Here is a 26318-nt window from a genome sequence, read left to right as displayed (position 1 = left end):
TCCACAGGTCATGGGAGGAATTTGATGACTGATCACTTCGGTTCTTGTCTGTGTGGCACTGTGAGCTTTGAGGTCAAAGGTGACTTCGATAGCTTTTACCTGTGTCATTGTCAGCATTGCCAAAAAGATACCGGTTCGGCTCATGCGGCAAATCTATTCTCACAGTCAGCTAAATTGGTCTGGCGGTCGGGTGCAGATGCTGTGACTTCCTTTACGCTTCCAGGCACTCGTCATAACAAAAGCTTTTGTAAACTGTGTGGCTCAGCATTGCCAAACACTCAGATCCCAGGCTTGCTCGTCGTTCCCGCAGGGTGCTTGGACACGGAAATATCTATGCTGCCAACAGCGCACATCTTTTCATCCAGCAAAGCTGGTTGGGATGAGAAGTTAGAGCAGGTGCCAAAGTTTGAGGGGCTTCCAGATTGAACGACTATCACATAACCAGTGGCTGTTGGCGGATGCATCGCCGGTTTGTGGAGTGGAAGAAACCTGCCTTGGCAGGCGCTGGTATCGGGGCGACCTCTTTTGGATACTTTTCTATCTCGTGATAGAAAAGTCTCTCGTCTGGCGGGACGAGACCCACCGGTTCTCTCAACAGTTGCAAAAACGATTGATCCAACAAGCTCTGAAACACAATTCAAGAAAAATAAAAGTCACAGGGTTGCGGCCCTGATCGCCGCCTCACTCTTTTGTCATGCCACAAAAGAGTAAGCAGAAAAGGGCACCCGAACTCCTTGCCCTGCGGGTTCCCTCCATTCCACCGCTGCTTTGAGGAACGGCAAAAACTCGGGCTAAAGCCCTCAAACATTTGCCGCTTTTGTTCGTAAATCAGTGATTCCATTCCTGCGGTGTCACACGGGGAGAGACGTTAAAAATTGATCGCATAACTGAGGAGATGATGTTAAAAAAACATCTTTGGTTGCGGGGGATCTTCTCAGAAATTTTTTCTACCGTCTTGTCATCTGTCAAATAACCACAGAACGGTAATGGAACAAGTCATGGGTAAAAAAATAGGCATCATCGGAGGCCTCAGTCCTGAATCAACGGCCAGTTACTACCTTCATATCACCCGCTCGTTTGTAGAAATGTTTGGAACTTACAGTTATCCGGAAATAATCATCTATAGTGTTAATCTTGAAAATTATCATCAGTGGCGTGCCGCCAATCGGTGGGATCTTATCGCCGCTGATATGATAACCATTGCAGAGAAACTACAAACAGCTGGTGCTGATTTTGGGCTGATCGCAACCAATACCATGCACAAGGTTTTTGACGTCGTGCAACAGGCTATTGATTTGCCGTTGCTCCATTTAATTGATGCGACAGTGGAGGCCATAAAAGCAAAAAACCTTGCCACAATCGGACTCCTTGGGACGAAGTATACAATGACCGATGGTTTCTACACTGACAGGCTAGATAACAACAATTTAACCACAGTTGTCCCCGTAGCAGAGGATCAAGAAATAATCCATAGGATCATTGTCGAAGAGCTTGTCCGAGGGCAATTTTTAGAAAGTTCTAAACGACAATATTTATCTATCATCGATAAAATGAAAAAGAATGGTGCCGAAGGAATAATTTTAGGTTGTACCGAAATTCCACTTCTTGTGCACCAAGACGATTGTGATATCCCTCTTTTTGATACCGCTGTCATCCATGCTGAAGCAGCACTAAAAACAGCCCTCGCGTGACGATTGGATTGAAATAGCTAACCATCCTCCTCCAGCTAAAAGCCCACTATAGATCATTCGCATCATTCATAGCGTAAGGCATCGATCGGATTGAGATTAGCGGCTTTGCGCGCCGGATAAAAACCAAAGAACACCCCAACAGCGCCGGTAAAAAGCACGGTTATTAGCACAACAGTGGGATTGACCACTGCGCTTACACCTAGCAATTTACCAACACCCCAGGCGGCACTTAAGCCGGATAGGATGCCGATCAAGCCGCCGAGCAGGCTGAGGATGGCGGCCTCGATAAGAAATTGTGCTAACACATCAAGAGGGCGGGCGCCAACGGCGAGACGAATGCCGATCTCCCGGGTGCGTTCGGTGACAGAGACCAGCATGATATTCATGATACCGATCCCACCGACGAGCAGGGAAACCCCGGCGATGGAGCTGAGCAGCAGGGTTAGGGTGCCAGTCACGCGGGTGGCGATTGCGACAATCTCAGTCTGATCACGGATGACGAAATCATCCTCAGCAGTGGCGGCGAGGCGGTGCTCAGAACGGAGCAGCGCTGTCAACTCCTCCTTGGCCGCGTCCATCGTTTCGGAGCTGATGGCGCTTGCCGATATATCGTGAATCGTTTTGCCGTTACTCAGGCGATAGAGCACGGTGTTGTCGGGAGCGAAGATGATATCGTCCTGATCGTTGCCCATGGCAGATTGCCCTTTTTCGGCCATCACACCGATCACTTTAAAGGGGACATTGCGGATACGCAGACGCGCTCCGACGGGGTCTTGATCGGGGAAGAGTTCGTCGGCAACCGTCTTCCCGAGTACTGCGACTTTAGCCCGCATTTTACTCTCCCGGGCGGTAAAGAAGGAACCGTTCTCCATCTCATAGTTGCGGATCGACAGGTAGTTGGGGGCAACCCCTTTGATTGTGGTGCTCCAGTTGTTGCTTCCGGCGATCACTTGCCCGCTGGCACGAATCTCGGCAGAAACCCAGCGTAACTGCGTCGCGTATTTCTCCAATCGGGCGACATCATCCATGGTCAGACTCGGTCGCGACCCAGCGCCGCCACTCACGCCACCTGAGCTGACACTTCCCGGTCGGACCATCAGCAGGTTGGTCCCCAGGGAGGCGACTTGCCCTTCGATATCGGCCTGAGATCCTTCCCCAAGGGCGACCATGGTGATCACCGAGGCGACGCCGATGATAATGCCGAGCATGGTGAGCAGGCTACGCATCTTGTTGCGGGCGATGCTCTTCAAGGCGACCAGAATCAACTTATGCCAGCGCATCAGACTTCTCCGTTTGCAGCTCTAGCAGATCAGCCTGTGCATCGCGCGGTTGCGGGTTGACTTCATCGCGCAACAGCATCCCGTCGCGCAGTTCGATCAGACGTCCAGCATATTCGGCGACCTCTGTTTCATGGGTGACCACCACTAGGGTTAAGCCCTCCCGGTTCAATTCTTGAAACAAGGCCATAACTTCCAGGGTCGTGTGACTGTCGAGATTTCCTGTCGGTTCATCAGCCAGGATAATCGGTGGGTCAGTGACCAGCGCACGGGCAATCGCGACGCGCTGCTGCTGTCCACCAGAGAGCTGGTTGGGTTCATGGTCAAGGCGATCACCCAGACCGACACGCTGCAACGCTTCGATGGAGCGCGCTTGAGGATCGGCGACCGCACGGTGCCGATCGTAGAGCAATGGCAGTCCGACATTCTCTAACGCTGTAGTGCGTGGTAACAGGTTGAAGCCTTGAAAAACAAAACCGATCTTGGTATTGCGCAGGTCCGCCAGCTGCCTCCGATTCAGAGTCTCCACCGCTATACCATCGAAGTGATAGCCGCCGCTGGTCGGGGTGTCGAGACAACCGAGGATATTCATCATCGTCGATTTGCCGCTGCCTGAGCTGCCCATGATGGCGACGAACTCGCCCCGGTCGATCTCCAGCGAGAGGTCATCCAGTGCCCTGACTTCAACCTCCCCCAAGGAAAAAAACTTGCAGATATGACTGAGTCTGATCTGCGCTGCGCTCATGGACGTGGTCCTCCACCGGATCCTTGCCCTGGGCTGCTTCGCCCTCTCTGTCCCTGACGCATAAAGTTGAACAGAGAGAATCCCTCTTTTTCAGACTCTTCCCCTGCCGGTTTCATCCCGATGGCAACCTGCATCCCGGCATCCAGTTCGTCCGCGACGATTTCGGTCAACAGTCCGTCGCTTTCTTTTGCTGTGACCCGGATGGGTCGTAATGGCCCATCGTCCTGATGGATAAAAATCTGGCTGCCGTCGTTGCTCTTGCGTTTTGGGTCGGGGGTGAAGTTGAGCGCAGCGACCGGAACCAACAGCGCGTTTTCAGACTGGTAGACAACAAAGTCGACGGTTGCTGTCATCCCTGGCATCAGTTGGCCTGATGCGTTATCTGCATCGACGATCACCGTGTAGGTGACGACGTTATCGACGGTTTCCGGTTGTAACCTGATTTGACGAACGCTGCCGGTAAAGTCCTGGTCAAAATAACTTTGGACCGTAAAGCGTACCGCTTGCCCTTGGCGGATCTGACCGATATCGGTTTCGTCGACTTGAGTCTCAATCTGCATGCGCGACAAATCTTCGGCAATCAAAAACAGGGTCGGGGTACTCAAGCTGGCTGCCACCGTTTGTCCGGCATCGACGCTACGGTCAATAACTGTACCGTCGATAGGGGAGCGGATCACCGTATGGTCTAAATTGATCTGGGCTTGCTCCAGGCTGGCTTTGGCTGATTGCAGAGAGGCTTTTGTAGTATCGACTGCCGTTGTTATGGGGAGAAATTCCTGTTCTGAGATGTAACCCTTATCAAAGAGCGGGGCGTTGCGATGCAACTCGTCCTCTGCCTGTTTTAATTCTGCCTGGGCTTTAAGGACGTCTGCCTTGGCTTTATTGACTGAAGCGATGAACGATGCTTGATCCAGAAGCGCCAGCACCTGACCTTTTTTGACCTGGTCATTATAGTCGACCAGCAGTTTCTCGATGGTCCCCGAAGCCTGAGTCCCTATTTCTACTGTTTCCACGGCAGCCAGGGTGCCAGTGCTGGTCACCAGGACCTCAAGCTTGCCACGGCTCACCTGGGTGAACTTGAAGGCTGGTTGTGTCCTTGCTGCTTCCTGGTGCGTCCAAGCCCACCAAGCAAAAATGGTCAGGGATAAAACCCCGATGAGCACGATAGTGGATTTGACAACCCTTGAGGGTTTTCGTTGTGCGGTCATTCTAACTGTTCTCCAATTCAAAAGCAGCAAAGAGCGGTTTCATGTTTCCAAGATAGTAAGCAAGAGCGACCTCTTGAGTGATCAAGTTATATTTGACCTCTATCTGGTCAAATACCGCGGTAACGTATTCAGTTCGTGCCTGGGTGAGTTCCACCAGGGTTGACGCTCCCACTCGGTAACGCTCTTCATAGGATTGCAGCGATTGACGCGCTGAGATCAGTTTGCTCTGGACAACATCAACCTGTTGCTGCGTGGTGCGATACTCTTGGATCGCCTGTTCTATTTCGAGGCCAACTTGGAGCTTTTTTTGCTTGAGGGTTAACTGCTCATTTCGTTGCGCTATTTTGGCCTTGGCCATTTCATTGCGGGTCAGATGACGGTCGAAGATAGGAATCGTCAATGACATACCAATGGTTGCATCGAGGCTGTCATCCCGTAGTTGTTCTGAGAATGTTTCATCATCCAAACTGCTGTAGCCTGAGCTCAACTTGGCAAAGAGATCAAGCTTTGGTAACTGTCCGGCCTTGGCCTGAAGAACCTGCTGTCCAGCGGCTTCAATCTGGTACTGTTGCGCTTTAAGATCCGCTCGTTCGTCCAATGCCATGACCCTCAGACTTGCGATCTCTGCATCTGTCAGGACCACTGACCAACTATCAAAATCTGGTTCAGCGACCCGATAAGCGCTCATCGGATTCATCCCCATGGTCTGCATCAGCAGTAATTTATTATCACTGAGGCTCTGCTGCGCTTCCATCAACTCCAGCTGTGCCTGTTTGGTTTCTGCCTGCTGCTGATAGAGGTCGCTTAGGGGTAGCCGCCCAGCCTGATGAAAGGTTTCAATCTGCTCCAGAAGTTTACGGTTCTCTTCCAGATTTTTCTCTTTAACCTGGATCAAGGCTTGACTGGTGAGAACCTGCACAAAATTGGAAAAGGTCTCAAAGACCAACGATTGTTGTTCACGGGTCAAGCTTTCCTGCACCGCATCCAATTCCAACTCTGCGTTTTTCAACGCGGCACTGTCGGCAAAGCCGTTGAACAGATTCAGTGTCGAAGTCAATTGTGTAGAGAGAGAAAAATCATTTTGGGCCGAATCCTGTCCAGATAATGTGGCATCCAAGTCTGGATAAAAATTGGACTGTTGTTGGGAAACAGAAATTTTGTTGATTTCTACGCTATTAGCTTGCTGAGCCAGGCTGGGGTTGTGTTTCAATGCGATGCGCACGGCCTGTTTAAGGGCAAGAACTGGCTCAGCTTGAGTTACGCATTGTCCTGGGCTCGTAAGGACCAAAAAGAATAAAGTAAAAAGAGCTGCGGAAAAAGTTCGAAGATACATTGGCAAAGACCTGGATTCATTATTCATAGTGGTTGGCAAATGAAACATCCTTCGATGGATTATCGAGTAGTAAAATAATAGCGCATGGATAAGGAGAGAATAGGGTAGAAATGTGAAAAAATCATGCAAGCTGAAAAATTTTCCTGAAAAACATGATTCCGTCTCCATGTCGTGAATTGTCTCTGCAGTATCCAAGATCCTTTTGTCTTTGTCAAAACATCGTGATTAAGGCAGACAATCGGAGCTATATGTCCGGGGAACGGGCTAACGCTAACCTGCTTTAACCGATTTTTTCTCTCCAGAACGGGACAGTGATAATCAACTTTCCATATGCAAGTTGCTGATATTTCGAAGATCGTTTAAAGTGTGATAGGTTATTTAGTTTGCAACGCTATTTATCCAGAATAACGCTTCGATCCGAGCAGTCATGTGAGGAGATGAGGGGTACTGTTCTACAGTGCCTTTTTCTGTTTAAAGGTGGAGAACTCCACTCTTCTATTTCTGGTCCGGATTCTGCATGCGTTGTTTGTCTGAGGGGATAAATATGTCGGGACAGCGTGATGGGGGTGACGCATTTGTTTTTATTGATGGAGATTTGCCATGATGATGAAAAATCTTTTCTTATTAAGGTCTCAAGTCTTACTTTTGCTGGTTGTTTCTCTTGTTGGAATGTCTGGGGCAGCGCTGGCACAGGACAGTGAAGAACCATTTGTCTTTGCTGTTTCGGCGATGGCTTCACCGGCAACCACGTTTAGCCATTTTTCAGAATTCAGGGATTACCTGGCGACAAAACTGCAAAGACCTGTGGTTATGAAACAACGAAGAACTTATGCAGAAATAAATGAACTGTTGAAAAACAATGATATTTCCATGGCCTTTACTTGTACGGGAGGATTTCTGGATGGACGACATTCTTTTGGTCTGGAAGCCCTCGCAGCGCCTATCGTTCACGGGGAGGCCCGCTACCAATCGTTTATTATTGTCTCTCAAGATGACCCGGCAACCAGCCTGTTAGAATTGCAAGATCGGGTGTTTGCATTTACAGACCCCCTTTCGCTGACTGGTCGCCTCTATCCGACCGCAAAGGTCAATGCGGCAGGTTACAGTACGGCAGATTTTTTCAAGAAAACTTTTTATACTGCCAGTCACGATAAATCTATTGCTGCTGTTGCCAACGGTATTGCCGATGGAGCTGCAGTCGATAGTTTGATTTATAAAGCGCTGATGAATGTTCCGGAATCTATTGCGCATAAAGTCAAGGTGATAGAGGTTTCTGAGTACTTTGGTATGCCACCCATCGTGGTTTCACCGGTGCTATCTAAAAAGGAAAAACTGACGTTATTAAAAATTTTATTGAACATGGAGTCCGATCCCGATGGTAAACGGGTTTTAAAAGATCTTGACTATAATGGTTTTACCCTATCCGATCCGTCGATGTACCATTCGGCGTTGTTGTTGACGAAACAGATTACAGAAGAATGATCTTAGCTGTTTTGCTCCGATGCTTTCGGCAATAAAGGATTTTAGACGTTGTGAAGTGGATCAATAGTATTGCATTTCGGTTATCTGCCTCCATTGCCGTGGTCATTCTGGCAACAGCATTAACGGTTGCCAGTGTCATTCTGAGTGAGGAGCAGAAAGCATTAGAAAATTATCTCAGAATCAGGGCCTTTCAGCTTGGTGAAATTATGTCCCGGCAAATGATAGAGCCTCTCCTTTATGAAGAGCTGTATACCGTTTATACCCTGTTTGAATCTTACATCAAGTCTGCTGACAGCATTATTGTTTATGCTGAAACTTACGACCCTGAAGGGCGTTTTCTTCTCCATTCTGACGAGGTTCCCAAGATTGTTAAGTTGCCCGTTGAATTGTCGTCCTACCAGACTGAAGCCGGTTTTATCAACCCCTCAGAATCCATCAACTCCGGTCGGGCTTTTGATTTGATCTATCCCATAATCGCACCCAATTTAGGCCATATTGGTTATCTCCGGCTGGGGATTACCCCGGTGCATTTGATAGAAACTCTTGAACACATTAAGAAGAAAGTCTTAGTCGTCACTGCCGGGATAGTCTTTTCCGGAATATTGGCGGGGCTATGGATGGCCCGACGGATTATTAAACCCATCCTGGTTTTAAACCATGCGGTCCTCCAGCTTGAGGAAGAAACCTTGGGGGAGGACATTGAGATTCTAGGGATTGGTGAGATACGAGAGCTGACCCTGTCTTTCAACGCCATGTCGAAAAAGTTGAAAGAGTCAATGGTCGCGATTAAGACGACCCAGGAGGCACTCGTTCGGAAGGAGAAGCTCTATGTTCTGGGGGAATTTTCAGCCGGCTTAGCGCATGAAATCAAAAATCCGCTGACCCCGATAAAAATGTTGATTCAGAGAGCGTACGAACAGAATGAACCCCTTGAAGGGGATGACCTTGTTATTGTTAACGACGAGATTAAACGCATTGATAAAATCGTCAGTCAATTTCTTGGTTACGCGCGGATGAATGAACCACGCATTGAGAGTGTAGATATCAATAGACTTATCAAAGATGTTGTGACATTAACGAAGCAAAAGATTGAGAAATCCGGGGTTGAGTTTATACTTGAAATCGAAGAGTTATCTGCAAACCTTGATGCAAATGCCGATGGCTTGAAGCAGGTTATCATTAATCTTGTTTTGAATGCCCTGCAGGCGATGCCTGATGGTGGGGTGATCACCTTATCCGTGAGTGGAGATGACAAACATATTAGGATTGAAGTCAGCGATTCTGGTGTGGGCATGAGTGAGGAGCAGATGACGAAGATTTTCAATCCTTTTTTTACGACCAAACAAAATGGTACGGGGTTAGGACTTGCCGTTGTCTGGAACGTTATTGAAAGTTTAAATGGAAAGATTCAATTTTTTTCAAAACCTCAACAGGGGACTAAGGTTGTCGTGAGTTTGCCATATGAATAAAATTCTCATTGTCGACGATGAAAAAACCGTGCGTTATGCCTTTAAGCGGACCTTTGAGGATGAGTATGAAATCTCTGAGGCTGAAAACGGGAAAGAAGCTCTCACCCTTTTAGAACAGGATCCCCCTAACGTTGTCCTGATGGACATCCGTATGCCGGTTATGGACGGGTTGACGGCTTTGAGCATTATCAAGCAGAAGGCACTGGATATTCAGGTTGTTCTCATGACCGCTTATACCGACACCGAAACCGCAATGCAAGCCATGAAAGAAGGGGCTTTTGATTATATTATCAAGCCTTTTGACAATGCAGAAATCCGTCAGATTATTCAGAAAGCCTGTCACTTATCACGCATCAAAGGAAAAGTTGAAAACACCAGTGAGAAAACGGTCATATCGTCAAAAACAGATCACATTATTGGCTGTAGTCGCTCCATTATTGCGGTCAGCAAACTTGTCGGCCAGGTTGCGCCCACGGAACTGCCGGCACTGATTCTTGGTGAAACCGGTGCCGGCAAAGAATTAGTGGCCCGGGCGATTGTGCAGCATAGTGTTCGGGCAAAAGGCCCTTTTATGGTCGTCAACTGCGCGTCACTGCCGGATACGCTGATCGAAAGTGAGCTTTTCGGTTATGAGTCAGGTGCCTTCACTGGTGCAACGAAGCAACGTGTCGGGCGGTTCGAGCAATGCCAGGATGGGACTATTTTTCTCGATGAAATTGGTGAACTCCCGGTATTGATGCAGGCTAAGGTTCTCAGGGTTCTGCAAGATGGTTCGTTTGAACGGTTGGGGGGAAGTCATACCCTCTATTCTAACGCCAGGGTTATCGCTGCCACCAATTGTGACCTGGAAAAAATGGTGGCAAAAGGTGAATTTCGTCGTGATCTTTACCATCGGCTTAAAGTCTTTCCCATTCATATCCCTGCTCTGCGAGAACGGCAGGAGGATATCCCGCTTTTGGTCAATTATTTTATTTCCCGCTATGGACAAGAAATTGATCCGCCGATTGAGGGGATTACTCAGGAAGCGATCGATAAGTTGGTGGAGTACAGTTGGCCGGGAAACGTTCGTGAACTGCAGAATGTTCTGCGCCGGGCGATTGTCCTCGCCCGATCTTCAACCGTAACCGTTGATGATTGTCAGTTGGATGTTTCTGTTCCTGCTGATCAAAAAGGTGCAGGTTCAATCGACGCTCTGATCGATGAATCCTTCAAGGACGGGGGGAACTCACCTTTTCAACAGGTTGTCTCGCAGGTTGAATGTGCGTTAATAAAAAAAGCCCTTGCCCTCTCTCAAGGAAATCAGGTTAAAGCGGCAAAACTTCTCGGAATCAACCGGGTGACCTTAAGAAAAAAAATTCAATTATACTCCTGTTAATAGCGCAACACTCCTCTCCTGAAAATCGACCAACTGTATAGTGACTATACAGATCAATGTATGCTCTCTATACAGTTAGATCTCTTCATCCTGATAAATCCCCTCTTAATCCGTCTATTTATTTTTGGCAAGCATCTTGCTGATAGAGTTGCTGATGCATGTGCGTCAACATACGTAAAGGAGGATGAGATGGATTTAAAGATGGAAGACCCGGTTGTCACAATGTTGGATGACTTGGCCAAAGCATTGAAGCGCCCACGAAGTGCGCGGCGATGGGGCATGGTGATCGACAAAAAGAAATGTTCTGGTTGTTATGCCTGTACGGTTGCCTGTGTTGCCGAATACAAGTTGCCGCCAGGGGTCGTGTATCGTCCTGTCATGGAGAAGGAGATAGGGCAGTACCCCAATGTCACGCGCGAATTCACCCCGCGTCCGTGTATGCAGTGTGATAATCCCCCCTGTGTTAAACCCTGTCCAGTAAATGCAACTTTCAAGCGTAGCGATGGCATCGTTGTTATCGATTACAAAAAATGTATTGGTTGCCGTTCCTGTCTCGTTAATTGCCCTTATGGTGCTCGTACCACTGACCTCGGCAAGTACTACACCGATGGAACCCCGGCCCTGCAAGGTTATGAAACCACTGAAACTTACGAATACAACAAGAGTTGGAATCGTAAAGACAAAGGGGCTTCACCGATGGGGAACGCTCATAAGTGTCACTTCTGCACCAATCGCATTGAAGAAGGTTTGCTGCCACTGTGTGTCACGACCTGTCTGGGACGGGCCACCTACTTTGGCGACCTGAATAACCCTGAAGCTTTGGTTAATCGAGTTGTCCGTGGGCGGAATATCGAGGTCCTGAAGAGCGAATTGGGAACGCATCCTAAAGTTATCTATCTCACCTGATTAAAGGGGGTTGCTATGAAAATAATACTCGCATTATTAGCTCTTGGAGGAGCAGCTCTTGCCATTGGCAAGATTATAATCTGGGGCGACAACTCTGTTGGTTACGGCAGTTATGTCCCCTGGGGACTTTGGGTTGCGGCCTATGGTTTTCTTATCACTATGTCTGCCGGTTCCGCATTTGTGGCAAACATGTATTATGCTTTTGGTCGTGAAGGATATAAGACTTCTGCCCGTCCGGCACTATTGTTGTCGATTATCAGTCTCGTGACCGCCTTGCCGATTATCGGGATGGATCTTGGCCACCCCTTCAGAGGGATCATGGTCTTGTTGCGACCAGATTTTCAGGCTTTCCTGCCATGGGCCGTCTGGAGCTATGTCCTGTTTTTGATCGTCTCATTTCTATTGCTTAAAAAAGATCAAGCCGGAGCTGATACCCGCTTGTTCGGTAAGCTCTCTCTGTTATTGGCTGCTCTGTTTGTGATCTTTGAAGCACTTCACTTCGGGACAGTGATCGCCCATCCGGTTTGGAACTCGGCACTGGTGATTCCATTATTCTTTGCCACTGCGGTTGCGTTAGGGTTTTGCGTTCTGGCACTCTTTGGTGAAGGTAATCGGGAGTTTGTTCGGACCATGTTGCTCGCACATCTTTTGATTGTCGATATTATGGAGATCGGCAAACTGATCGTCGAGTGGTATTCATCAACCCCTGCGATGCAAGCTTCTGCCAGTGAAGCCGTTGCTTCCCCAGTCTTTTGGGTCTTTCTTGCTTTTGGTGTTGTGTTGCCAATCTTGCTGCTGTCGCAACGGAAACCTTCTTCCTCCGTCGTGAAAATTGCAGCTACATCCACGCTTGTCGGGTTATTGGCCGCCAAGTATGAGTTTGTCACTGGTGCTTTTGCCCTGGCGCAGTTTGCAGAACTTCCCTCCGCATATAGCGGCCCAGGACTGACCACCCATTATATTCCGACAGTTTTGGAGATCGGGGTAACAATCGGGTTTGTGGCTGCTGGTGCTTTGATCTTTCTTTGGTCAGTACAAACCACGAAACAACCTCAATAGATGAATTAACTCAAGATTTTTCATGGATCTGAAGAGGAGAATATAATGAAGATGCTTGATAAAAAAGTATCCAGAAGATCAATAATGAAAGGGGCTGTCGTTGTCGGCGGTGGCGCTTTCCTAGGCGATAAATTAGGCTGGTGCAATAAGGTTCTTGCTGCTGTTGCTGACAAAAACACCTATCCATTGGGGAGTGCTGAATCGATTATCTATTCGGTCTGTCTCCAGTGCCACACAGCTTGCCCTTTAAAGTGTAAGGTTCAGGATGGTCTGTTGGTGAAAATTGATGGCAACCCTTATACCCCGCAAAACATGTTGCCCCATTTACCCCACAAGACCTCACCGTTTGATGCGGCAAAAGTCGATGGAAAAATCTGCCCTAAAGGTCAATCGGGGATCCAAAGCCTGTATGATCCCTATCGGATTGTCAAAGTTCTGAAGCGGAACGGTCCCCGTGGCGCCAATAAGTGGAAAGTTGTCCCCTTTGATCAGGCGATCAAAGAGGTCGTCGAAGGGGGAAAGATTTTTGCCGATATTGGTGAGGATCGCCACGTCGAAGGATTGAAGGATATCTACGCGCAAAGAGATGCCGCTGCGGCAGCGGCCATGTCCAAAGATTGGAAGTCGGTCGCAGGCGGTAAAATGAGGGTCGATGATTTCAAAAAGAAACACGCCGCTTCCCTTGATTCATTGATTGATCCAGAGCATCCAGATTTGGGGATGAAGAATAATCAATTTGTCTTTCAGGCTGGTCGTATTGAACATGGTCGTAAAGAACTTGGTAAACGATTTATGTACAACAGCTTCGGATCGGTTAACTTCTTTGAGCATACGACGATCTGTGAGCAGTCGCACCATATTGCTTTCTGGGGAGCTTCAAACCAATATAAAAATGGTAAATGGGGTGGTGGTAAAACGCACATGAAGCCCGATACCCTGAACTCTGAATTCAATATCTACTTTGGCACCAGCCCCTTTGAAGCGAACTTTGGTCCTCCAATCATGACAGGGAAAATCACTGACGGTATTGCCGATGGTCGTCTGAAAATTGCGGTTGTCGACCCGATGCTGAATAAGACGGCTGCCAAAGCCTGGAAATGGGTCCCTGTCAAGCCTGGTGGCGATGCTGCTCTTGCTCTGGGGATGACCCGATGGATTATTGAGAATGACCGTTATGACAAGAAATTTTTGTCGAGTTCGACCAAAGCAGCAGCTCATGCCAGCAACGAAGTTTCCTGGACGACAGCAAACTTCCTGGTGAAAATTGATGAAGAAGGTCCAGAAGCCTATCTGCGTGCTTCTGACGTTGGGTTGAGTGAAGAAGATGCTTTTGTTGTTGTAGTAGACGGTGTTCCGACCGTGGTTGATGAAAAGCAAGAGATCTACGGTGACCTTGAGTTCAGTGGGGAAATTGGTGGGCATAGGGTTAAAACCAGCTTTACCCTGCTCAAAGAACTGGCATTTTCACAATCATTGGAAAAATGGTCGGAGCTTGCAGGAACTCCTGCCCGTGAAGTATCCGAACTGGCTAAGGAATTCACAGCTCACGGCAAGCGTGCAGCGATTGATATGTACCGTGGTCCGGTACAACATACGAACGGCTACTACAATGGTCAGGCGATTATTGTCCTGAACATGCTGGTTGGGAACATTGACCACAAAGGTGGTTCACATGCGGGTGGTAGTCACTGGCATGAGCTTGGTGACAAGTTGCACTTCCCGTTTGATATGAAGAAGATGCATCCTGAAAAATTAAATGCCTTTGGTCATAAAATTACACGAGAAGGCTCCAGCTACGAAAAATCAACCCTGTTCGAAGGTTATCCGGCGAAACGACCATGGTTCCCCTTCACCGGGAGTGTTTATCAGGAGATTATCCCTTCTGCTGCTGATCAATATCCCTATGGGATTAAAGCGCTGTGGTTGCACAAAGGGACGCCAGGATTTGCAGCACCTGCGGGTCATTCAGCTTTGAAAATCCTTGCTGACACCAAAAAGCTGCCGCTGATTATTGCTGATGATATCGTCATTGGTGAGTCATCAATGTATGCAGATTTCCTCTTCCCTGACACGGCTATCTGGGAGCGCTTCGGTACACCGCACACAACCCCAGATTCACCGACCAAAGCATCAAAGCTACGTCAACCAACGGTGACACCACAGACCGAGGTTGTTGAGGTCTACGGTGAGAAGATGCATTGTTCCATGGAAGCGGTGATGTTGGCGATTGGTGAAGCACTGAACTTGCCTGGGTGTGGTAAAGATGCTTTCGGTCCAGGGCTTGATTTTACCAAGCCCGAGGATTTCTTCCTGAAGTTGATGGCCAACCTCGCCTGGGGCGACAAGAAGGATGATGCTGTCCCTGATGCTTCACAAGATGAGATGCAACTGTTCTTGAATGCACGCAAGCACTTGGGTAAAGAGGTCTACAGTGAGGAGCGCTGGAAAGCTGCGGTCGGTGAGAGCAACTGGAAAAAACTGGTTTATTTGCTCAACCGTGGCGGTCGCTTTGAAGATTTCAGCGAAGCCAACAATATCGGCCACGATGGTTTCGTTAAACATCAAGTTAAACGCCGCTTTAATATGTATGTGGAAAATGTCGGGGTTCAACGCCATTCCTTGACCGGGAAGCGATTCAGTGGTCTGGGGATCTATGAACCCGTGCTGGACGCCGGCGGTAAAGTCGTCGATTCAGGGGACTACTCCCTTGATCTAAGCACCTACAAAGAGATCCTTGGTGGGCAATCGCGAACCCTCCCTGGAAACTACTGGCTCTCCTCGATTTTGCCAGAGAACTTTATTATTATAAATAATAAAACTGCGACTGAATTGGGCTTTAAAAATGGTGACCTTGTCCGGGTGACTTCACCGACCAACCCTGAAGGGGTCTGGCCCGTTCCGAACCATAAAAAAGTACCGATGGAAGGTCGCTTGAAAACCATCGAAGGCATCCGTCCAGGAGTCGTTTCAGTCTGTTGGAGTTTCGGCCATTGGGCTTATGGCGCGGGCGATGTTGAGGTTGATGGGCAGGCAACTTCTGGGGATAAAAGACGGCAAGCGGGCTTGTGCACAAACGCGGCGTGCATGGTTGACCCGGTCCTCAAGAATGTCTGTATGAGTGATCCAATTGGTGGCAGTGCCAGTTTCTATGACACTAAAGTCAAATTGGTCAGGGTCTAGACTCCATGATTAAGGAGCTGTGCCTTATCTTCCTGTTCGCCCTGATTTTTAGTGCGACTGCTGTTGCTGAGGGGCCGCAGGTGGAGAGTGTCAATAATTCTCCACCTGCGGCCAGCAAGACCGAAACAGGCCAGAAGGGAGAAGTTCAAAGCGATAAAAAAAGCCCGCCCGCTCCGAACCCAGTGAGTGAAGAGGAGGATGAACCTTCGATTTACGACGACGAGCATGGCTGATAGAGTGAGCCCGTCAGTTTGATGGGAAAAATAATCATGGCAGGTCTTAAAATTGACCTGTCATGATTTTATTATTTTGTGGTATATGGTGATGGTTGTGACAGATAGATCGGGAATGTCTCCCTCTATCACTCTTCTCTATGATGACAATGGAGCAAAATATGTTTGGACTTGGAACTCAGGAACTCTTGATTATTATGGTTCTGGTTATGATTGTTTTTGGTGCCGGTAAGCTGCCACAGGTTGGTGGTGCTTTGGGTAAAGGGATTCGTAACTTCAAAAAAGGGATCAATGACGATGAAGAGGAACAGGGTCATCTCTCCGTCTCTTCAGAGGAACCACCACAAATAGCAAAATCGGAGTAGAGAAGGGAATCAATGGACATCTCAAAAACCATCGCTGAACTGAAGCAGGATCCTGAATTTGCCAAGAATGTTGGGATGATTCTGGTCCATAATGGCATTGTACGCGGTTGGGCTCGCAGTGATCATGCTGCGGTTGAGCAGGTCGAAGTTGAGGCCGACGTGGAAAAGATCGCGACCATCTGCGCAGAAATCGAGCAAATGGATGGGATTTATAAGGTCGTTGCCGAGGCTTGTAGTGGGGTGCTATTTCCGGGCGATGATCTCCTGTTTCTGATTGTTGCTGGAGACATTCGCGAAAATGTTAAGCCGGCTCTGGCTTTAATGCTGGATCGGGTTAAAAGCGAAGCCATCAGTAAAAAAGAAGTTCGGGTTTAAACGTAAGCGCCACGGTAACTCAGACTTTGAAGTACCTGCGCTCCGGGCGTCCGATGGTTCCATACTCGAGCTCTATCTTGAGTGCGTTAGTAGAGATAAGATATTCCAGGTATTTACGTGCCGTCGTGCGACTGGCACCAATGATGCTACCAACCTCCTCGGCACTTAAACCCTTCTCTGATGATTCATCGAAGATGGCGATGATTTTATCGAGTGTCAGAGGGTCAATCCCTTTCGGGAAATCATGCATTTTATGCCCGGCACTACTATCTGTGGCCCGTTGAAAAAACAGATCTACTTCTTCTTGGCTCATGTCTTTGAGTTTGTTCAACTTCTCCCAATGTTGCCGGTATTTTGTCAGAGCTTCTTCAAATCGTTCAAAAAATACCGGTTTGATCATGTAGTCAAAAACCCCTCCACGCAAGGCATTGTGGAGCAGTTTTACCTCTTTGGCCGCAGTAATCAGGATGACATCAGCGTTGGAATGACTGGTTCGCAGTTGATCTAGAAAATCCATGCCGTTGCCATCAGGGAAGTAGACATCCAGCAGGACGAGGTCTGGTTTCAATGCGTCTACCATATGGGTTGCATCAGCTAAAAGGTTGACGACGCCAGTGACTGAGAACCCAGGGACCTTTTCAACGTAAAGTTGGTGGGCTTTAGCAACTTTTAAATTGTCTTCGATAATCAGGACTTCAATTGTCTTCATTTTGTTTCACCTGTTTCGGGATTTCAATAATGAACAGCGCGCCACCAATTTCGGCTTTTTGGATACTGATGCCGCCATGCAGTAACTTTAAAGTGTTGTTTACGAGGTGTAATCCGTAACCTCGCTTCTCTCCCCCTTTGGTTGAGATCCCACGGTTAAAGATAGTTTCCAGCATATCATCCGGGACCCCGCTACCAGAATCAGCGATTTCAAAAATCAGGTCATGACCGAAATCGGTCATGAATAATTCGACCCGAGGCGACCGTTGTCCTTGTCCAGCCAGTGCAGCGTCAAAAGCATTGTTAATGACATTGCCAAGGATGGTTACCAGATGGTGCCGGTTTAAGTGCTCAGGGATATCGAGCATTTGGCTTTCTGGGTCAATCTTGAATTCTACCTTCAGTTCTGAGGCATGCATATACTTGCCAATTAAAAATGAAGAGAGGGCCGAGTCAGGAATAGCTTCGGTCAGGAAGCGGATCAGTAAGCGATCTTCAGTCGTCTCCTCAGCAATAAAGTCAAGAACGTCATCATAGGCTTCCATCTGCACCATGCCGACGATGGCATGAAGTCGATTATTGTACTCGTGAGTCTGGGCGCGGAGCATATCTGAATAAGATTGAACCTGTGAGAGTTCCTTGGCAATCAGGTCAATTTCGTCTTTATGTCGTAAGGTTGCAACGGCACCACGGATCTGTCCGTTATGGATGATCGGGACGATATTAAAGATGATCTCTGTCCCGCGTCGACAGATCTCTCGACTGAGGATCGACTCGCCTGCGTTCAGAACCGGAGAGAAGTTGATCTCTGGAAACATGGCCGTAATCGGTTCATTTAACAGTGTTTCTCCGAGTTGTTCTCTGGCTGTTTGATTGAGCATGGTGACGACACCGTCAATGTCCGTGGCAACAATTCCTTCACGGATTGAGGCGATAATCGCTTCTCGCTCTTGAAAGAGGTTGGCGATCTCCTGAGGTTCCAGACCAAAGGTCGCTCTCTTTACGCCACGAGCGATGAGAATCGCGACGGCAAGTCCCAAGGTGATGAAGACCCAGATATACAATAACTCTTTTTCCAGATACCCCTGCGTGACTTGACGAACGTTTTCGACCAGGTAGCCGACCGAGACCATGCCGATGATGTCAAGATTCTCATTGAAGATAGGGGCGTTACCATTGATGACAGCCCCTTTCAGACTGTCCGTTTTGGATAAGTAGGGGCGCCCATAACGCAAGGCTCGAGATTCTTCCGGCGTAGCAAAGCGTGTCCCGATCTGGGTTCGATCGGTATTAGAGATCTGTACCCCTTGATCATCAGTGACCATGACCATCGTGGCCTCGGCCTCCAGACGGATTGATTCTGCAAGTGACTGCAGGGCTTCAAGCTTCAATGTCCCCTGGGTAATTTTTTGCAGCGCTGGAATCAGGGCAATATGTTTGGCGGCCTGCAGCGCCCGCTTTTCAGTTTGCTGCTCGACAATATCGTAAATCATCCGGGAAAAGATGACACCGATAGCCAGCAGTTGGAAGACCACCAGAGCGATGATGACGAGGGCCACTGAATCGAGGAGTTTTTTCGGTTTAAACTTTTGGCTGAGGTAAGGAAAATAGCGCTTCATTGCTTCTTCTCTTTCCAACGTTGCCAGAAAAAAGAGAGGAGAATGACGAGAACGCTGAGTAACCAGAACGTTTTGCTGACGGCACTGGAAAACAGAATTTGAAAATCACCACCACTGATCGCTAATGCCCGACGGAGGTTGTTTTCCATCAGATCTCCCAGAACAAACCCAAGTAACAAAGGGACTAGGGGGTAGTGCCACTTTTGTAACAGGTAACCGAACAGACCGACCAAGATCATCAACAATAACGAGATACTGCTGCTCTGGGTAGAGAAACAGCTGATAAAAGCTAAAACCAGTAAGCAGGAGGTTAACAGCAGGCTGGGAATGGCGTTGAGTTTGGCAAACAGATCGATCAAGGGGAGATTGAAAATCAGCAAGATGAGATTGCCGATGGCGGCAGCAACAATCAGTCCCCAGACCAACTCAGTCTGTTGATTCATCAGGTTTGGTCCCGGAGTGATGTTGTAGAGCAGAAGGGCTCCAAGCAATATGGCGCCGGTGCCGCTGCCGGGAATGCCAAGGGCCAGTAATGGGGCGACAGTCCCACCAGCGGCGGCATTGTTAGCTGTTTCTCTGGCAATAAGGATTTTCTGTTTTATCGTCAACTCATGGGTTGACTTCTGGCGCTCCAACTGCTCGCTGACATCACTGGCGACGATTGTGCCACTGCCCGGCAAGATGCCGATCAGAAAGCCGACCAACCCGCTTCGTAAGATCGTCCATCGGCTCGCTGAAATTGTTGCCCAGTCAATTTTTACAGGATCAACATGAATGCTCAGCGCAGGGGTGTGCTTAGTATTGTCCATTAAGATGAAAATTTCACTGACCACAAACAATCCGAGAATGACAGTGGTAAATTCGATACCATCGTAAAGCTCTGGTTGTCCCATGGTGAAGCGCAGGACTCCTGTGGTTGAGTCGATGCCAATCGTTGCCAGCATCAATCCAATACAGGTACTGAGTAAAGTTTTAAGCGGTCGAGCCCAGGCTCTAAAGGTGAGAGCAGCAAAAGCGAAAATGACCAGAGCAAAATATTCGCCGGGGCCTAAATTGATTTGCAGTAACTGTAAGGTAGAGAGGATGAACACCAGGCCGAAAATTGAGATCAAGGCACCGCAAAAAGAGCTGATGCCCGTTGCCATGAGTTGTGTGGAGATCTCCTCTTTTGTACCGTTAGAGAGGATTGTCTCGATGCGACCGCCATACTCACAGCCATAATAGATGGTGAGCAGAAAAATCAGCGTTGTCTCGACAGGAAGTTCCAGCGCATAAGCGATTGGCAGCATGACTGCAACAGCGTGAATGGAGCGCAGTCCGGGGAGTGCCCCGACCATGGTGCCCAGAAAAGCTCCAAACAGGATCAAGCCTAAATTAATAGGCAACAGTGCCAGCTCCAGTCCTTGGATAAACCCGGAAACCATATCCATCTCAACTGCTGCCATAGCTAAAGAGAGTCCCTAGAGGTAACGGGATCTGCAAGATAAAGTTGAACAGCGCATAACCAATTACGGCAGTCACAAGGGAGGTCATCAACCCCTGCATCCAGGAACAGTTAAACAGTTGTGACAGCAGATACAAGCTGATAGTGGTTGAGAGAAGAAAGCCAAGAGCCATCCAGGTCGCTTGATAAAAGAGCATGATCGCCAGCAGAAAAAAGACTTTACGGGGCAACGATTGATGCTGAAGCAGTTTTTTTTCGGGGCGTAAAATGACCAGCAGGGCTAACCCTGTATGAAGGATTGCAAGAATAAGGGGGAGTGGTTTGGGTCCGAGGGGGTCATAGGCAATTGGAACCGTTATCTGCAATGCTGTGATGCCGTATAATAGCCCGAGAGAGAAAAGGAATAAGGCGAAAAAACGGTCACTCATGGCAATACCCCGATATCGATAGCCAGTTGTCGATACTGTTTGATACTGTCATGGACAAACTGTTCAAATTCGCTGCCGATGAGAGATAGGGGGAGTAGCCCCAGTTGTTCCCGCTGCTGGATAAATTCTTCGGTTTTGATCAGCCGTCTTAAACTGTTGACCCACCAATTGTAAGCTTCATCGCTGACCCCGGCTCCCATATAATAGCCACGCCAGATTTTCCATTCAACCGGATAACCCTGTTCTTTAGCTGTTGGAATGGTGGAAAAATTTCCCGTTAACCTGTCCGGAGAGAAAACCGCCAGAACTTTGATCTGATGTTGGTTAAATGCAGTATTGAGATCACTTATATCGCCTGAAAAAACCTGCACGTGGCCAGAATAAAGCGCGGCAAGGGCTTCTCCTCCCCCTTCAAAAGCGACATAACGGATAGTCTTCGGATCTATCCCCGCGGTTTTAACCAGCGACGCCATCTTCATCCAGTCCTGACTGCCGATCGACCCCCCTCCAGAAATGGCGAGAGGCTTTTTACGTAATGCTGAGAGCAACTCGTCAAGGGTATTCCAGGGCGCCTCTTTTCTGACGGCGATCGCCCCATAGTCAGCCCCTAAAGCACCGAGCCAGCGGACATCATTGACTGTGTAGTGGCCAAACTTATGAGTTGCCAGATTCAGTACTGATCCGGAACTGGCGGCAATAATCAGGTTTGGGTCGTCGTTATGGACGCCAACGACATAATTATATGCCACAGTACCGATTCCTCCGGGACGGTATTTGGTACTCATTGGTTCATCGAGAAGATTGGCGGAGAATAGCGATTGGGTCAATAATTGACAGGTTTGGGCAAGTCCTCCGCCGGGCTTCGCTGGGACCATACATACGGTCTTATGTGCTTCAAATGCAAAACTGTTGCTGATGTTCAAGAATAACGTCAACAATAACAAAATCATGATGCGATTCTTCACTCTCAAGCCTTTATCGATTTCAAAAGTTACAAAAAGAACTTTAGTTACAGAAATAATCAATAATTCCAGAATGTTTACAGGAGCTTATCATTTGATTATTTTCAAAACAATGATTTGAAAAAACAATTTCATTCCATTCCCTCAAAAAGATCCATTCTAACCAGATGAAAAGGAGTCAGAGATGAAAAACGTATTTCAAACAATAGCGCTCGGGTTCGTTGCCTTGTTGCTGTTTGTTCCCGCTGCAAATGCTGAGTATCCAGAGAGACCAGTGACCTTGGTTGTCGGCTTTGGTGTCGGTGGTAGTGCCGACCGGATGACCCGTTCAACCTCTTCCTTCCTCTCTGACAAACTTGACCAGGCGGTCAAGGTGGTCAATAAAAAAGGGGCTGGAACCATGCTCGGTGCAAACTATGTCCTGCGCCAGAAAGATGACGGCTATACGGTCTTCGCTTCGACTTTTGCCCCCTATATGTCAAACAGCATTATTCATGGTGGTGCCAAGTATAAGATCGAAGACTTTGCTTTCATTAATGCTCAGTGGTTCGACTTTGACCTGATTGCTACCAATAAGGATAAACCTTATAGCTCGCTAGCGGAACTGTTGACTGAAATTAAAAACAATCCGGGCAAAATCAGCGCTTCTGTTGTGCAAGGGTCAGCTGGTCACTTGATGGTCAAGCTGTTGCTGAAAAACAATAATATCCCCGCTGAAAGTTTGAATCTGGTGACCTACAATAGCGGTGGTAAAGCACGTTCTGCTGTTGCTGGCGGTCAGGTCGATTTCATCGCTATCAGTGCTGAAGGTTGTGAAAGTATCCGCGAATTCCTTAAGCCCCTCGCCGTTGTTCTGGATGAACCCAGTGACAATTGGGACGCTCCAGTTGTCAATGAAGCCCTCAAACCTCTTGGCACCACGGTTCCAGTGTTGCCGGGTTCCATTCGTGGCTACGCTGTGAAAGCTGAAGTTAAAGAAAAATACCCAGAGCGTTTTGCCAAGCTGACTGCTGCTTTCAAAGAGGTCGTTGATGATCCTGACGTGAAAAAATTCCTGAAAGGAAATCAGATTGGTTCGGATTGGACTGGTCCAGAGAAGACTCAAGAACTGATGCGCCAAAATTTTGAAGCATTTTCCAAATATAAGGACCTGATGGTTCAGTAAGTTGAAAGTTGAAATTTCGGTCAGGGGTGGCAAGTGCACCCCTGACCATTAATTAATGGGGTAAAACGATGAAAAATCGCAGCCTATATTCTGAACTCAGTTTGGTCAGTTTTTTCCTGATTCTGACGTGCTGGTATTTGTTTGATTCATACAAGGCCTCTGCAAGTACAGAAAACCTACTTTTGATCTTACCGTCAGCTTCTGTCGTGATTCTGCTCTGTCTATGGGTGGTGTTGCGGACCTGTTTTAATTTTCGTAAGCAAAAAGAGGTTGTCTCTGAAGAAGAGCAGCCGAAACCGGAAAAAAAAGTTTCGGTTCTGGCCGCTATGGCTTTGTTAGCTGGTTATGTTCTCAGCATGGATTGGATTGGTTTTGATGTTGCAACCTTTCTGTTTATGGCGGCGCTGATGTTTCTGCAGGGCGAACGTCGGCTTGTCTGGCTGGGCGGATTCTCTTTTGGTTTTGCATTTCTGGTCTCACTGTTTTTTGAATACATGATCCCTTATCCGATGCCAATGTTGCTTGGTCGAGAGATGATAGAGAGGCTTATATGATTGATTTTATCGCAGTTCAACAAGCTCTTGAATTGCTGTTTACTTCTGTGACCCCGTGGTTGGTGGTTATCCCCGGGATCTTGATCGGGCTGGTTTTCGGCAGTATCCCCGGTCTGCAGATTTCGATGGCGATGGCGATTTTCCTGCCTTTGACCCTGCATATGAATTTTGTTATGTCGATGCTGTTTCTCACCGCTATTTTTACCGGAGGGTCTTTTGGTGGTGGTGTGACCGCCATTTTGATGAATATACCCGGAACCAGCTCCGCTTTGGCGACGGCTTTTGACGGTTATCCTATGGCGAGGCAGGGGAGGCATAACGAAGCACTTGGTCTGGCGCTGGGATCTTCGACCTTTGGTTGTGGACTGGGTTATATCGTCCTCTTCGCATTGATTCAACCTATCTCAATTTTGGTTCTTAAGCTGGGACCTTCAGAGATGTTCGCGGTGACAGTATGGGGTTTGACCTTGATTGCCAGTTTGCGCGGTGACCACATGTCAAAAGGGATCATCAGTGGTGTCTTTGGTCTGCTTCTCGGGACAGTTGGATATAATGAATTAGGGACTGCTCGGGGCACTTTGGAAATTGAGCTGCTGCTTGACGGTATACCTGCTGTCCCCGCGATGATGGGGATGTTTGCAGCGTCGGAACTTTTCAACCTGCTGAATGCCAAGTTTATCGTTGAAGATGAAGAGCAGCGTAATGTCAGTCGACCGAAAATATTCCAGGGCTTCAAAGAGTCGCTCAGGTTTCCGATTGTGAACTCCCGTGGTTCAATGCTGGGTATTATGATTGGTGCGGTACCCGGAGTCGGTTCATCCGTTGCCAACTTGCTTTCCTACATGGAAACCAAGCGGCGCGATAAGGACCCGGACTCTTTCGGCCACGGCAACCCGAAAGGGGTTATGGCTTCAGAGTCAGCTAACAGCAGTTCCGAAGCAGGATCGATGGCAACTCTGTTGGCTCTCGGGATTCCCGGGGGTGGTGCAACAGCGGTTATGCTGGCGGTGTTTGCAATGAATAATATCACCGGTGGACCAACTTTTATCCGTGAGCAGACGGATGTTGTCTACGCGATCATCTTTGCCAATTTTGCCCAGGTGTTTTTGCTGGCCATCATCGGTTTGCTGACCATTCCGCTTCTGGCTTCGGTGGTTAAAGTTCCAGTGCGGATGTTGGTCCCCTCGGTTATGGCGCTGGCGATTTTTGGTTCTTATGGTTTGACCGGTAGTATGGCTGGCCCCTACACGGTGCTGGTGTTCGCTTGCCTCGGTTATGTGATGAAGAAGTATAACTATTCCGTTCCGGGTCTGGTTATCGGCATTCTGCTCGGTAAGATGGCAGAGAGTGAATTGTTACACAGCTATCAGATCAGCGGCGGACAAATTTCTTATGTTTTCTCGCGTCCGGTGACTTTATTCATCGTTGTTTTGTTACTTTTATCTATCGGTTATCAGCCGATAATGAAATTTGTCAAAGCACGTTGGAGTCATCGTAAATCATAACGCCGATTGTTCAGGTGGCAGCGTATCCACCTCTGATTGCCTGGAACTGATAACGCTGCGGCAATCTCTGTTGCCGCTTGAAGATGCATGCAAGAGAGATTGCCGCATGCTGGTCATGGAGCAGAAGATTCTGGCCCCCATTTTCGTGTGGGGGCTATTTCCATGTTGGAGGCCAACTGCAACGAGGTCAACAGGTTGTAAACGGCAAAGATAGGATTATCTATGGAAAAATACCTGATATTGATTGTTGCTGGGGGGGTAGGTGGTTGGTTGGCACAGCGTAGCGGCTTGCCGGGTGGAGCGATCGTCGGTTCCATGCTGGCTTCCGGTTTTACCGCGTTGTGCTTCTCCCACGCTATCAAGCTTTCACCGACGACCGGCATGATCATTCAGATCATCTTGGGGACTTCACTTGGTATGACGTTTGATCGTTCCTACTTGAGCATTATGGGAAAAGCCCTGCCTCTAGCCGTTCTTAGTACTTTGATATTATTGACCGTTTCGGTGACAATGGCGTACTTTGTCCATCGATTGGGGTTGGTCGATTTTGCTACGGCACTGTTTGGTTTTTCTCCTGGTGGGATGAGCGGCATGAGTGTTCTGGCGCAGAGTGAGGGGTATCAAACCCCCATTGTCGCCCTCTTTCACTTGGTGAGAATATTCACCCTGTTTATCGTCGTGCCACAGTTGGGGCGGTGGTTTCTTTCTTTTGCCAACAAACTATAGGGAATTTATTATGCAGACGTTTAAAACTGCGGATTTATATGATGTTTATGCTGAGAAACTGCAAGTCTGTGAACCTCTCTTTCAGCATTATGGTGGGCATAAAAGTTTTTTCGGACCGATCGCAACCCTGAAATGTTTTGAAGATAATACTCTGGTTGGGGTGATGGTTGATCAACCCGGCAAGGGTCGAGTTCTTGTCGTTGATGCTGGTGGTTCGAGGCGTTGTGCTATGTTGGGTGATCGCTTAGCGCAGAAAGCTGTCGATAACGGTTGGGCCGGGGTCCTCATGTTTGGCTGTGTCCGCGACTCGGTCGATATTGGGCACATGCCGATTGGCGTTTTGGCGCTGGCAACCACACCCCGTAAAAGTGTTAAAAAAGGTGTCGGCGAATCGGGGGAATCTGTTCAGTTTGCCGGAGTGACTTTTAACCCTGGTGAGTGGCTTTATGCCGATGAAGATGGTGCTGTGGTGCTGGCAGAAGCGGCAGCAGAGAGCAAAGGCTAAAAAG

Annotated in this window: 25 protein-coding genes; 16 read left to right on the top strand and 9 right to left on the bottom strand. The window is 48.3% G+C overall.

Annotated elements, in window-relative coordinates:
* The first annotated feature begins 24 nt into the window (after nt 1-24).
* Both BLU87_RS15740 and BLU87_RS15730 read left to right on the top strand, forming a co-directional pair.
* Nucleotides 25-426, top strand: coding sequence for a GFA family protein (locus tag BLU87_RS15740; protein WP_092350582.1), 402 nt, complete (start codon nt 25-27; stop codon nt 424-426).
* 572 nt (nt 427-998) lie between these two features.
* Nucleotides 999-1691, top strand: a complete 693-nt coding sequence (locus tag BLU87_RS15730; RefSeq protein WP_175498432.1) for an aspartate/glutamate racemase family protein — start codon at nt 999-1001, stop codon at nt 1689-1691.
* Nucleotides 1692-1753: 62 nt separating this feature from the next.
* On the opposite strand, the gene BLU87_RS15725 is transcribed toward BLU87_RS15730, so the two are convergent.
* The 4 genes from BLU87_RS15725 to BLU87_RS15710 are packed head-to-tail and all read right to left on the bottom strand — an operon-like array spanning nt 1754 to nt 6254.
* On the bottom strand, nt 1754-2971 hold the full coding sequence (locus tag BLU87_RS15725) for an ABC transporter permease (RefSeq protein ID WP_092350576.1): 1218 nt from the start codon (nt 2969-2971) through the stop codon (nt 1754-1756).
* Entirely contained in the window at nt 2958-3713 is a 756-nt protein-coding gene (locus BLU87_RS15720) for an ABC transporter ATP-binding protein (protein WP_092350574.1), read from the bottom strand. The genes BLU87_RS15725 and BLU87_RS15720 overlap by 14 nt, the downstream gene beginning before the upstream one ends.
* Nucleotides 3710-4921, bottom strand: a complete 1212-nt coding sequence (locus BLU87_RS15715) for an efflux RND transporter periplasmic adaptor subunit (RefSeq protein ID WP_092350572.1) — start codon at nt 4919-4921, stop codon at nt 3710-3712. The genes BLU87_RS15720 and BLU87_RS15715 overlap by 4 nt, the downstream gene beginning before the upstream one ends.
* A gap of 1 nt (nt 4922) precedes the next feature.
* Nucleotides 4923-6254 (bottom strand): TolC family protein, encoded by a 1332-nt coding sequence (locus BLU87_RS15710; protein WP_175498431.1) that lies wholly within the window; start codon nt 6252-6254, stop codon nt 4923-4925.
* Between the two features lie 600 nt (nt 6255-6854).
* Here BLU87_RS15710 and BLU87_RS15705 point away from each other — a divergent pair.
* From BLU87_RS15705 to BLU87_RS15665, 9 genes are all read left to right on the top strand, one after another.
* Nucleotides 6855-7736, top strand: coding sequence for a substrate-binding domain-containing protein (locus BLU87_RS15705; RefSeq protein WP_092350568.1), 882 nt, complete (start codon nt 6855-6857; stop codon nt 7734-7736).
* 50 nt (nt 7737-7786) lie between these two features.
* On the top strand, nt 7787-9205 hold the full coding sequence (locus BLU87_RS15700) for a sensor histidine kinase (protein WP_092350566.1): 1419 nt from the start codon (nt 7787-7789) through the stop codon (nt 9203-9205).
* Nucleotides 9198-10580: a sigma-54-dependent transcriptional regulator gene (locus tag BLU87_RS15695; protein ID WP_092350564.1), complete on the top strand. Its 1383-nt coding sequence runs from the start codon at nt 9198-9200 to the stop codon at nt 10578-10580. Before BLU87_RS15700 ends, BLU87_RS15695 begins: the two co-directional genes overlap by 8 nt.
* A gap of 189 nt (nt 10581-10769) precedes the next feature.
* Nucleotides 10770-11486 (top strand): 4Fe-4S dicluster domain-containing protein, encoded by a 717-nt coding sequence (locus BLU87_RS15690; RefSeq protein WP_245706650.1) that lies wholly within the window; start codon nt 10770-10772, stop codon nt 11484-11486.
* A gap of 15 nt (nt 11487-11501) precedes the next feature.
* On the top strand, nt 11502-12545 hold the full coding sequence (gene nrfD / locus BLU87_RS15685; RefSeq protein ID WP_092350560.1) for an NrfD/PsrC family molybdoenzyme membrane anchor subunit: 1044 nt from the start codon (nt 11502-11504) through the stop codon (nt 12543-12545).
* Nucleotides 12546-12590: 45 nt separating this feature from the next.
* The gene (locus tag BLU87_RS15680; protein ID WP_092350558.1) at nt 12591-15725 is read left to right on the top strand and encodes a molybdopterin-dependent oxidoreductase; all 3135 of its coding nucleotides are present in this window, start codon (nt 12591-12593) and stop codon (nt 15723-15725) included.
* A 5-nt stretch (nt 15726-15730) separates the two neighbouring features.
* The gene (locus BLU87_RS15675; RefSeq protein WP_092350556.1) at nt 15731-15958 is read left to right on the top strand and encodes a hypothetical protein; all 228 of its coding nucleotides are present in this window, start codon (nt 15731-15733) and stop codon (nt 15956-15958) included.
* 161 nt (nt 15959-16119) lie between these two features.
* Nucleotides 16120-16323 (top strand): twin-arginine translocase TatA/TatE family subunit, encoded by a 204-nt coding sequence (locus BLU87_RS15670; protein ID WP_092350554.1) that lies wholly within the window; start codon nt 16120-16122, stop codon nt 16321-16323.
* Nucleotides 16324-16335: 12 nt separating this feature from the next.
* Entirely contained in the window at nt 16336-16698 is a 363-nt protein-coding gene (locus tag BLU87_RS15665; RefSeq protein WP_092350552.1) for a molybdenum cofactor biosynthesis protein MoaE, read from the top strand.
* Between the two features lie 19 nt (nt 16699-16717).
* Here BLU87_RS15665 and BLU87_RS15660 read toward each other — a convergent pair whose 3' ends face one another.
* From BLU87_RS15660 to BLU87_RS15640, 5 genes are read right to left on the bottom strand one after another with little or no spacing between them, the layout of a single operon-like run.
* The gene (locus BLU87_RS15660; protein ID WP_092350550.1) at nt 16718-17407 is read right to left on the bottom strand and encodes a response regulator; all 690 of its coding nucleotides are present in this window, start codon (nt 17405-17407) and stop codon (nt 16718-16720) included.
* Entirely contained in the window at nt 17394-19025 is a 1632-nt protein-coding gene (locus BLU87_RS15655; RefSeq protein WP_092350549.1) for an ATP-binding protein, read from the bottom strand. The genes BLU87_RS15660 and BLU87_RS15655 overlap by 14 nt, the downstream gene beginning before the upstream one ends.
* On the bottom strand, nt 19022-20470 hold the full coding sequence (locus tag BLU87_RS15650; protein WP_092350547.1) for a tripartite tricarboxylate transporter permease: 1449 nt from the start codon (nt 20468-20470) through the stop codon (nt 19022-19024). Before BLU87_RS15650 ends, BLU87_RS15655 begins: the two co-directional genes overlap by 4 nt.
* The gene (locus BLU87_RS15645; protein ID WP_092350545.1) at nt 20457-20897 is read right to left on the bottom strand and encodes a tripartite tricarboxylate transporter TctB family protein; all 441 of its coding nucleotides are present in this window, start codon (nt 20895-20897) and stop codon (nt 20457-20459) included. The genes BLU87_RS15650 and BLU87_RS15645 overlap by 14 nt, the downstream gene beginning before the upstream one ends.
* The gene (locus BLU87_RS15640; protein WP_092350543.1) at nt 20894-21847 is read right to left on the bottom strand and encodes a tripartite tricarboxylate transporter substrate binding protein; all 954 of its coding nucleotides are present in this window, start codon (nt 21845-21847) and stop codon (nt 20894-20896) included. The genes BLU87_RS15645 and BLU87_RS15640 overlap by 4 nt, the downstream gene beginning before the upstream one ends.
* Before the next feature lie 196 nt (nt 21848-22043).
* Between BLU87_RS15640 and BLU87_RS15635 the strand changes: the two genes are divergently transcribed.
* The 5 genes from BLU87_RS15635 (at nt 22044) to rraA (ending at nt 26314) form a co-directional block, all read left to right on the top strand.
* A complete protein-coding gene (locus tag BLU87_RS15635) occupies nt 22044-23024 on the top strand; it encodes a tripartite tricarboxylate transporter substrate binding protein (RefSeq protein ID WP_092350541.1) in 981 nt (326 codons plus the stop codon).
* A gap of 68 nt (nt 23025-23092) precedes the next feature.
* The gene (locus tag BLU87_RS15630; RefSeq protein WP_092350539.1) at nt 23093-23578 is read left to right on the top strand and encodes a tripartite tricarboxylate transporter TctB family protein; all 486 of its coding nucleotides are present in this window, start codon (nt 23093-23095) and stop codon (nt 23576-23578) included.
* Nucleotides 23575-25083: a tripartite tricarboxylate transporter permease gene (locus BLU87_RS15625; RefSeq protein ID WP_092350537.1), complete on the top strand. Its 1509-nt coding sequence runs from the start codon at nt 23575-23577 to the stop codon at nt 25081-25083. Before BLU87_RS15630 ends, BLU87_RS15625 begins: the two co-directional genes overlap by 4 nt.
* Before the next feature lie 222 nt (nt 25084-25305).
* Entirely contained in the window at nt 25306-25809 is a 504-nt protein-coding gene (locus BLU87_RS15620; RefSeq protein ID WP_092350535.1) for an AbrB family transcriptional regulator, read from the top strand.
* 10 nt (nt 25810-25819) lie between these two features.
* Entirely contained in the window at nt 25820-26314 is a 495-nt protein-coding gene (rraA, locus tag BLU87_RS15615) for a ribonuclease E activity regulator RraA (RefSeq protein ID WP_092350534.1), read from the top strand.
* Nucleotides 26315-26318: the final 4 nt, after the last annotated feature.

Source organism: Desulfuromusa kysingii (assembly GCF_900107645.1).
In the GTDB taxonomy this organism is placed as follows: Bacteria; Desulfobacterota; Desulfuromonadia; order Desulfuromonadales; family Geopsychrobacteraceae; genus Desulfuromusa; species Desulfuromusa kysingii.
The sequence above is the reverse complement of the archived record's forward strand: the minus strand, read 5'-3'. Positions and strand labels throughout refer to the sequence as shown.

Excerpts from the sequence above, each read along its gene's own strand:
- BLU87_RS15740 (WP_092350582.1), top strand. The coding sequence starts at position 25 with ATGACTGATCACTTCGGTTCTTGTCTGTGTGGCACTGTGAGCTTTGAG.
- BLU87_RS15730 (WP_175498432.1), top strand. The coding sequence starts at position 999 with ATGGGTAAAAAAATAGGCATCATCGGAGGCCTCAGTCCTGAATCAACG.
- BLU87_RS15725 (WP_092350576.1), bottom strand. The coding sequence starts at position 2,971 with ATGCGCTGGCATAAGTTGATTCTGGTCGCCTTGAAGAGCATCGCCCGC.
- BLU87_RS15720 (WP_092350574.1), bottom strand. The coding sequence starts at position 3,713 with ATGAGCGCAGCGCAGATCAGACTCAGTCATATCTGCAAGTTTTTTTCC.
- BLU87_RS15715 (WP_092350572.1), bottom strand. The coding sequence starts at position 4,921 with ATGACCGCACAACGAAAACCCTCAAGGGTTGTCAAATCCACTATCGTG.
- BLU87_RS15710 (WP_175498431.1), bottom strand. The coding sequence starts at position 6,254 with ATGTATCTTCGAACTTTTTCCGCAGCTCTTTTTACTTTATTCTTTTTG.
- BLU87_RS15705 (WP_092350568.1), top strand. The coding sequence starts at position 6,855 with ATGATGATGAAAAATCTTTTCTTATTAAGGTCTCAAGTCTTACTTTTG.
- BLU87_RS15695 (WP_092350564.1), top strand. The coding sequence starts at position 9,198 with ATGAATAAAATTCTCATTGTCGACGATGAAAAAACCGTGCGTTATGCC.
- BLU87_RS15690 (WP_245706650.1), top strand. The coding sequence starts at position 10,770 with ATGGATTTAAAGATGGAAGACCCGGTTGTCACAATGTTGGATGACTTG.
- nrfD (WP_092350560.1), top strand. The coding sequence starts at position 11,502 with ATGAAAATAATACTCGCATTATTAGCTCTTGGAGGAGCAGCTCTTGCC.
- BLU87_RS15680 (WP_092350558.1), top strand. The coding sequence starts at position 12,591 with ATGAAGATGCTTGATAAAAAAGTATCCAGAAGATCAATAATGAAAGGG.
- BLU87_RS15675 (WP_092350556.1), top strand. The coding sequence starts at position 15,731 with ATGATTAAGGAGCTGTGCCTTATCTTCCTGTTCGCCCTGATTTTTAGT.
- BLU87_RS15670 (WP_092350554.1), top strand. The coding sequence starts at position 16,120 with ATGTTTGGACTTGGAACTCAGGAACTCTTGATTATTATGGTTCTGGTT.
- BLU87_RS15665 (WP_092350552.1), top strand. The coding sequence starts at position 16,336 with ATGGACATCTCAAAAACCATCGCTGAACTGAAGCAGGATCCTGAATTT.
- BLU87_RS15660 (WP_092350550.1), bottom strand. The coding sequence starts at position 17,407 with ATGAAGACAATTGAAGTCCTGATTATCGAAGACAATTTAAAAGTTGCT.
- BLU87_RS15655 (WP_092350549.1), bottom strand. The coding sequence starts at position 19,025 with ATGAAGCGCTATTTTCCTTACCTCAGCCAAAAGTTTAAACCGAAAAAA.
- BLU87_RS15650 (WP_092350547.1), bottom strand. The coding sequence starts at position 20,470 with ATGGCAGCAGTTGAGATGGATATGGTTTCCGGGTTTATCCAAGGACTG.
- BLU87_RS15645 (WP_092350545.1), bottom strand. The coding sequence starts at position 20,897 with ATGAGTGACCGTTTTTTCGCCTTATTCCTTTTCTCTCTCGGGCTATTA.
- BLU87_RS15640 (WP_092350543.1), bottom strand. The coding sequence starts at position 21,847 with ATGATTTTGTTATTGTTGACGTTATTCTTGAACATCAGCAACAGTTTT.
- BLU87_RS15635 (WP_092350541.1), top strand. The coding sequence starts at position 22,044 with ATGAAAAACGTATTTCAAACAATAGCGCTCGGGTTCGTTGCCTTGTTG.
- BLU87_RS15630 (WP_092350539.1), top strand. The coding sequence starts at position 23,093 with ATGAAAAATCGCAGCCTATATTCTGAACTCAGTTTGGTCAGTTTTTTC.
- BLU87_RS15625 (WP_092350537.1), top strand. The coding sequence starts at position 23,575 with ATGATTGATTTTATCGCAGTTCAACAAGCTCTTGAATTGCTGTTTACT.
- BLU87_RS15620 (WP_092350535.1), top strand. The coding sequence starts at position 25,306 with ATGGAAAAATACCTGATATTGATTGTTGCTGGGGGGGTAGGTGGTTGG.
- rraA (WP_092350534.1), top strand. The coding sequence starts at position 25,820 with ATGCAGACGTTTAAAACTGCGGATTTATATGATGTTTATGCTGAGAAA.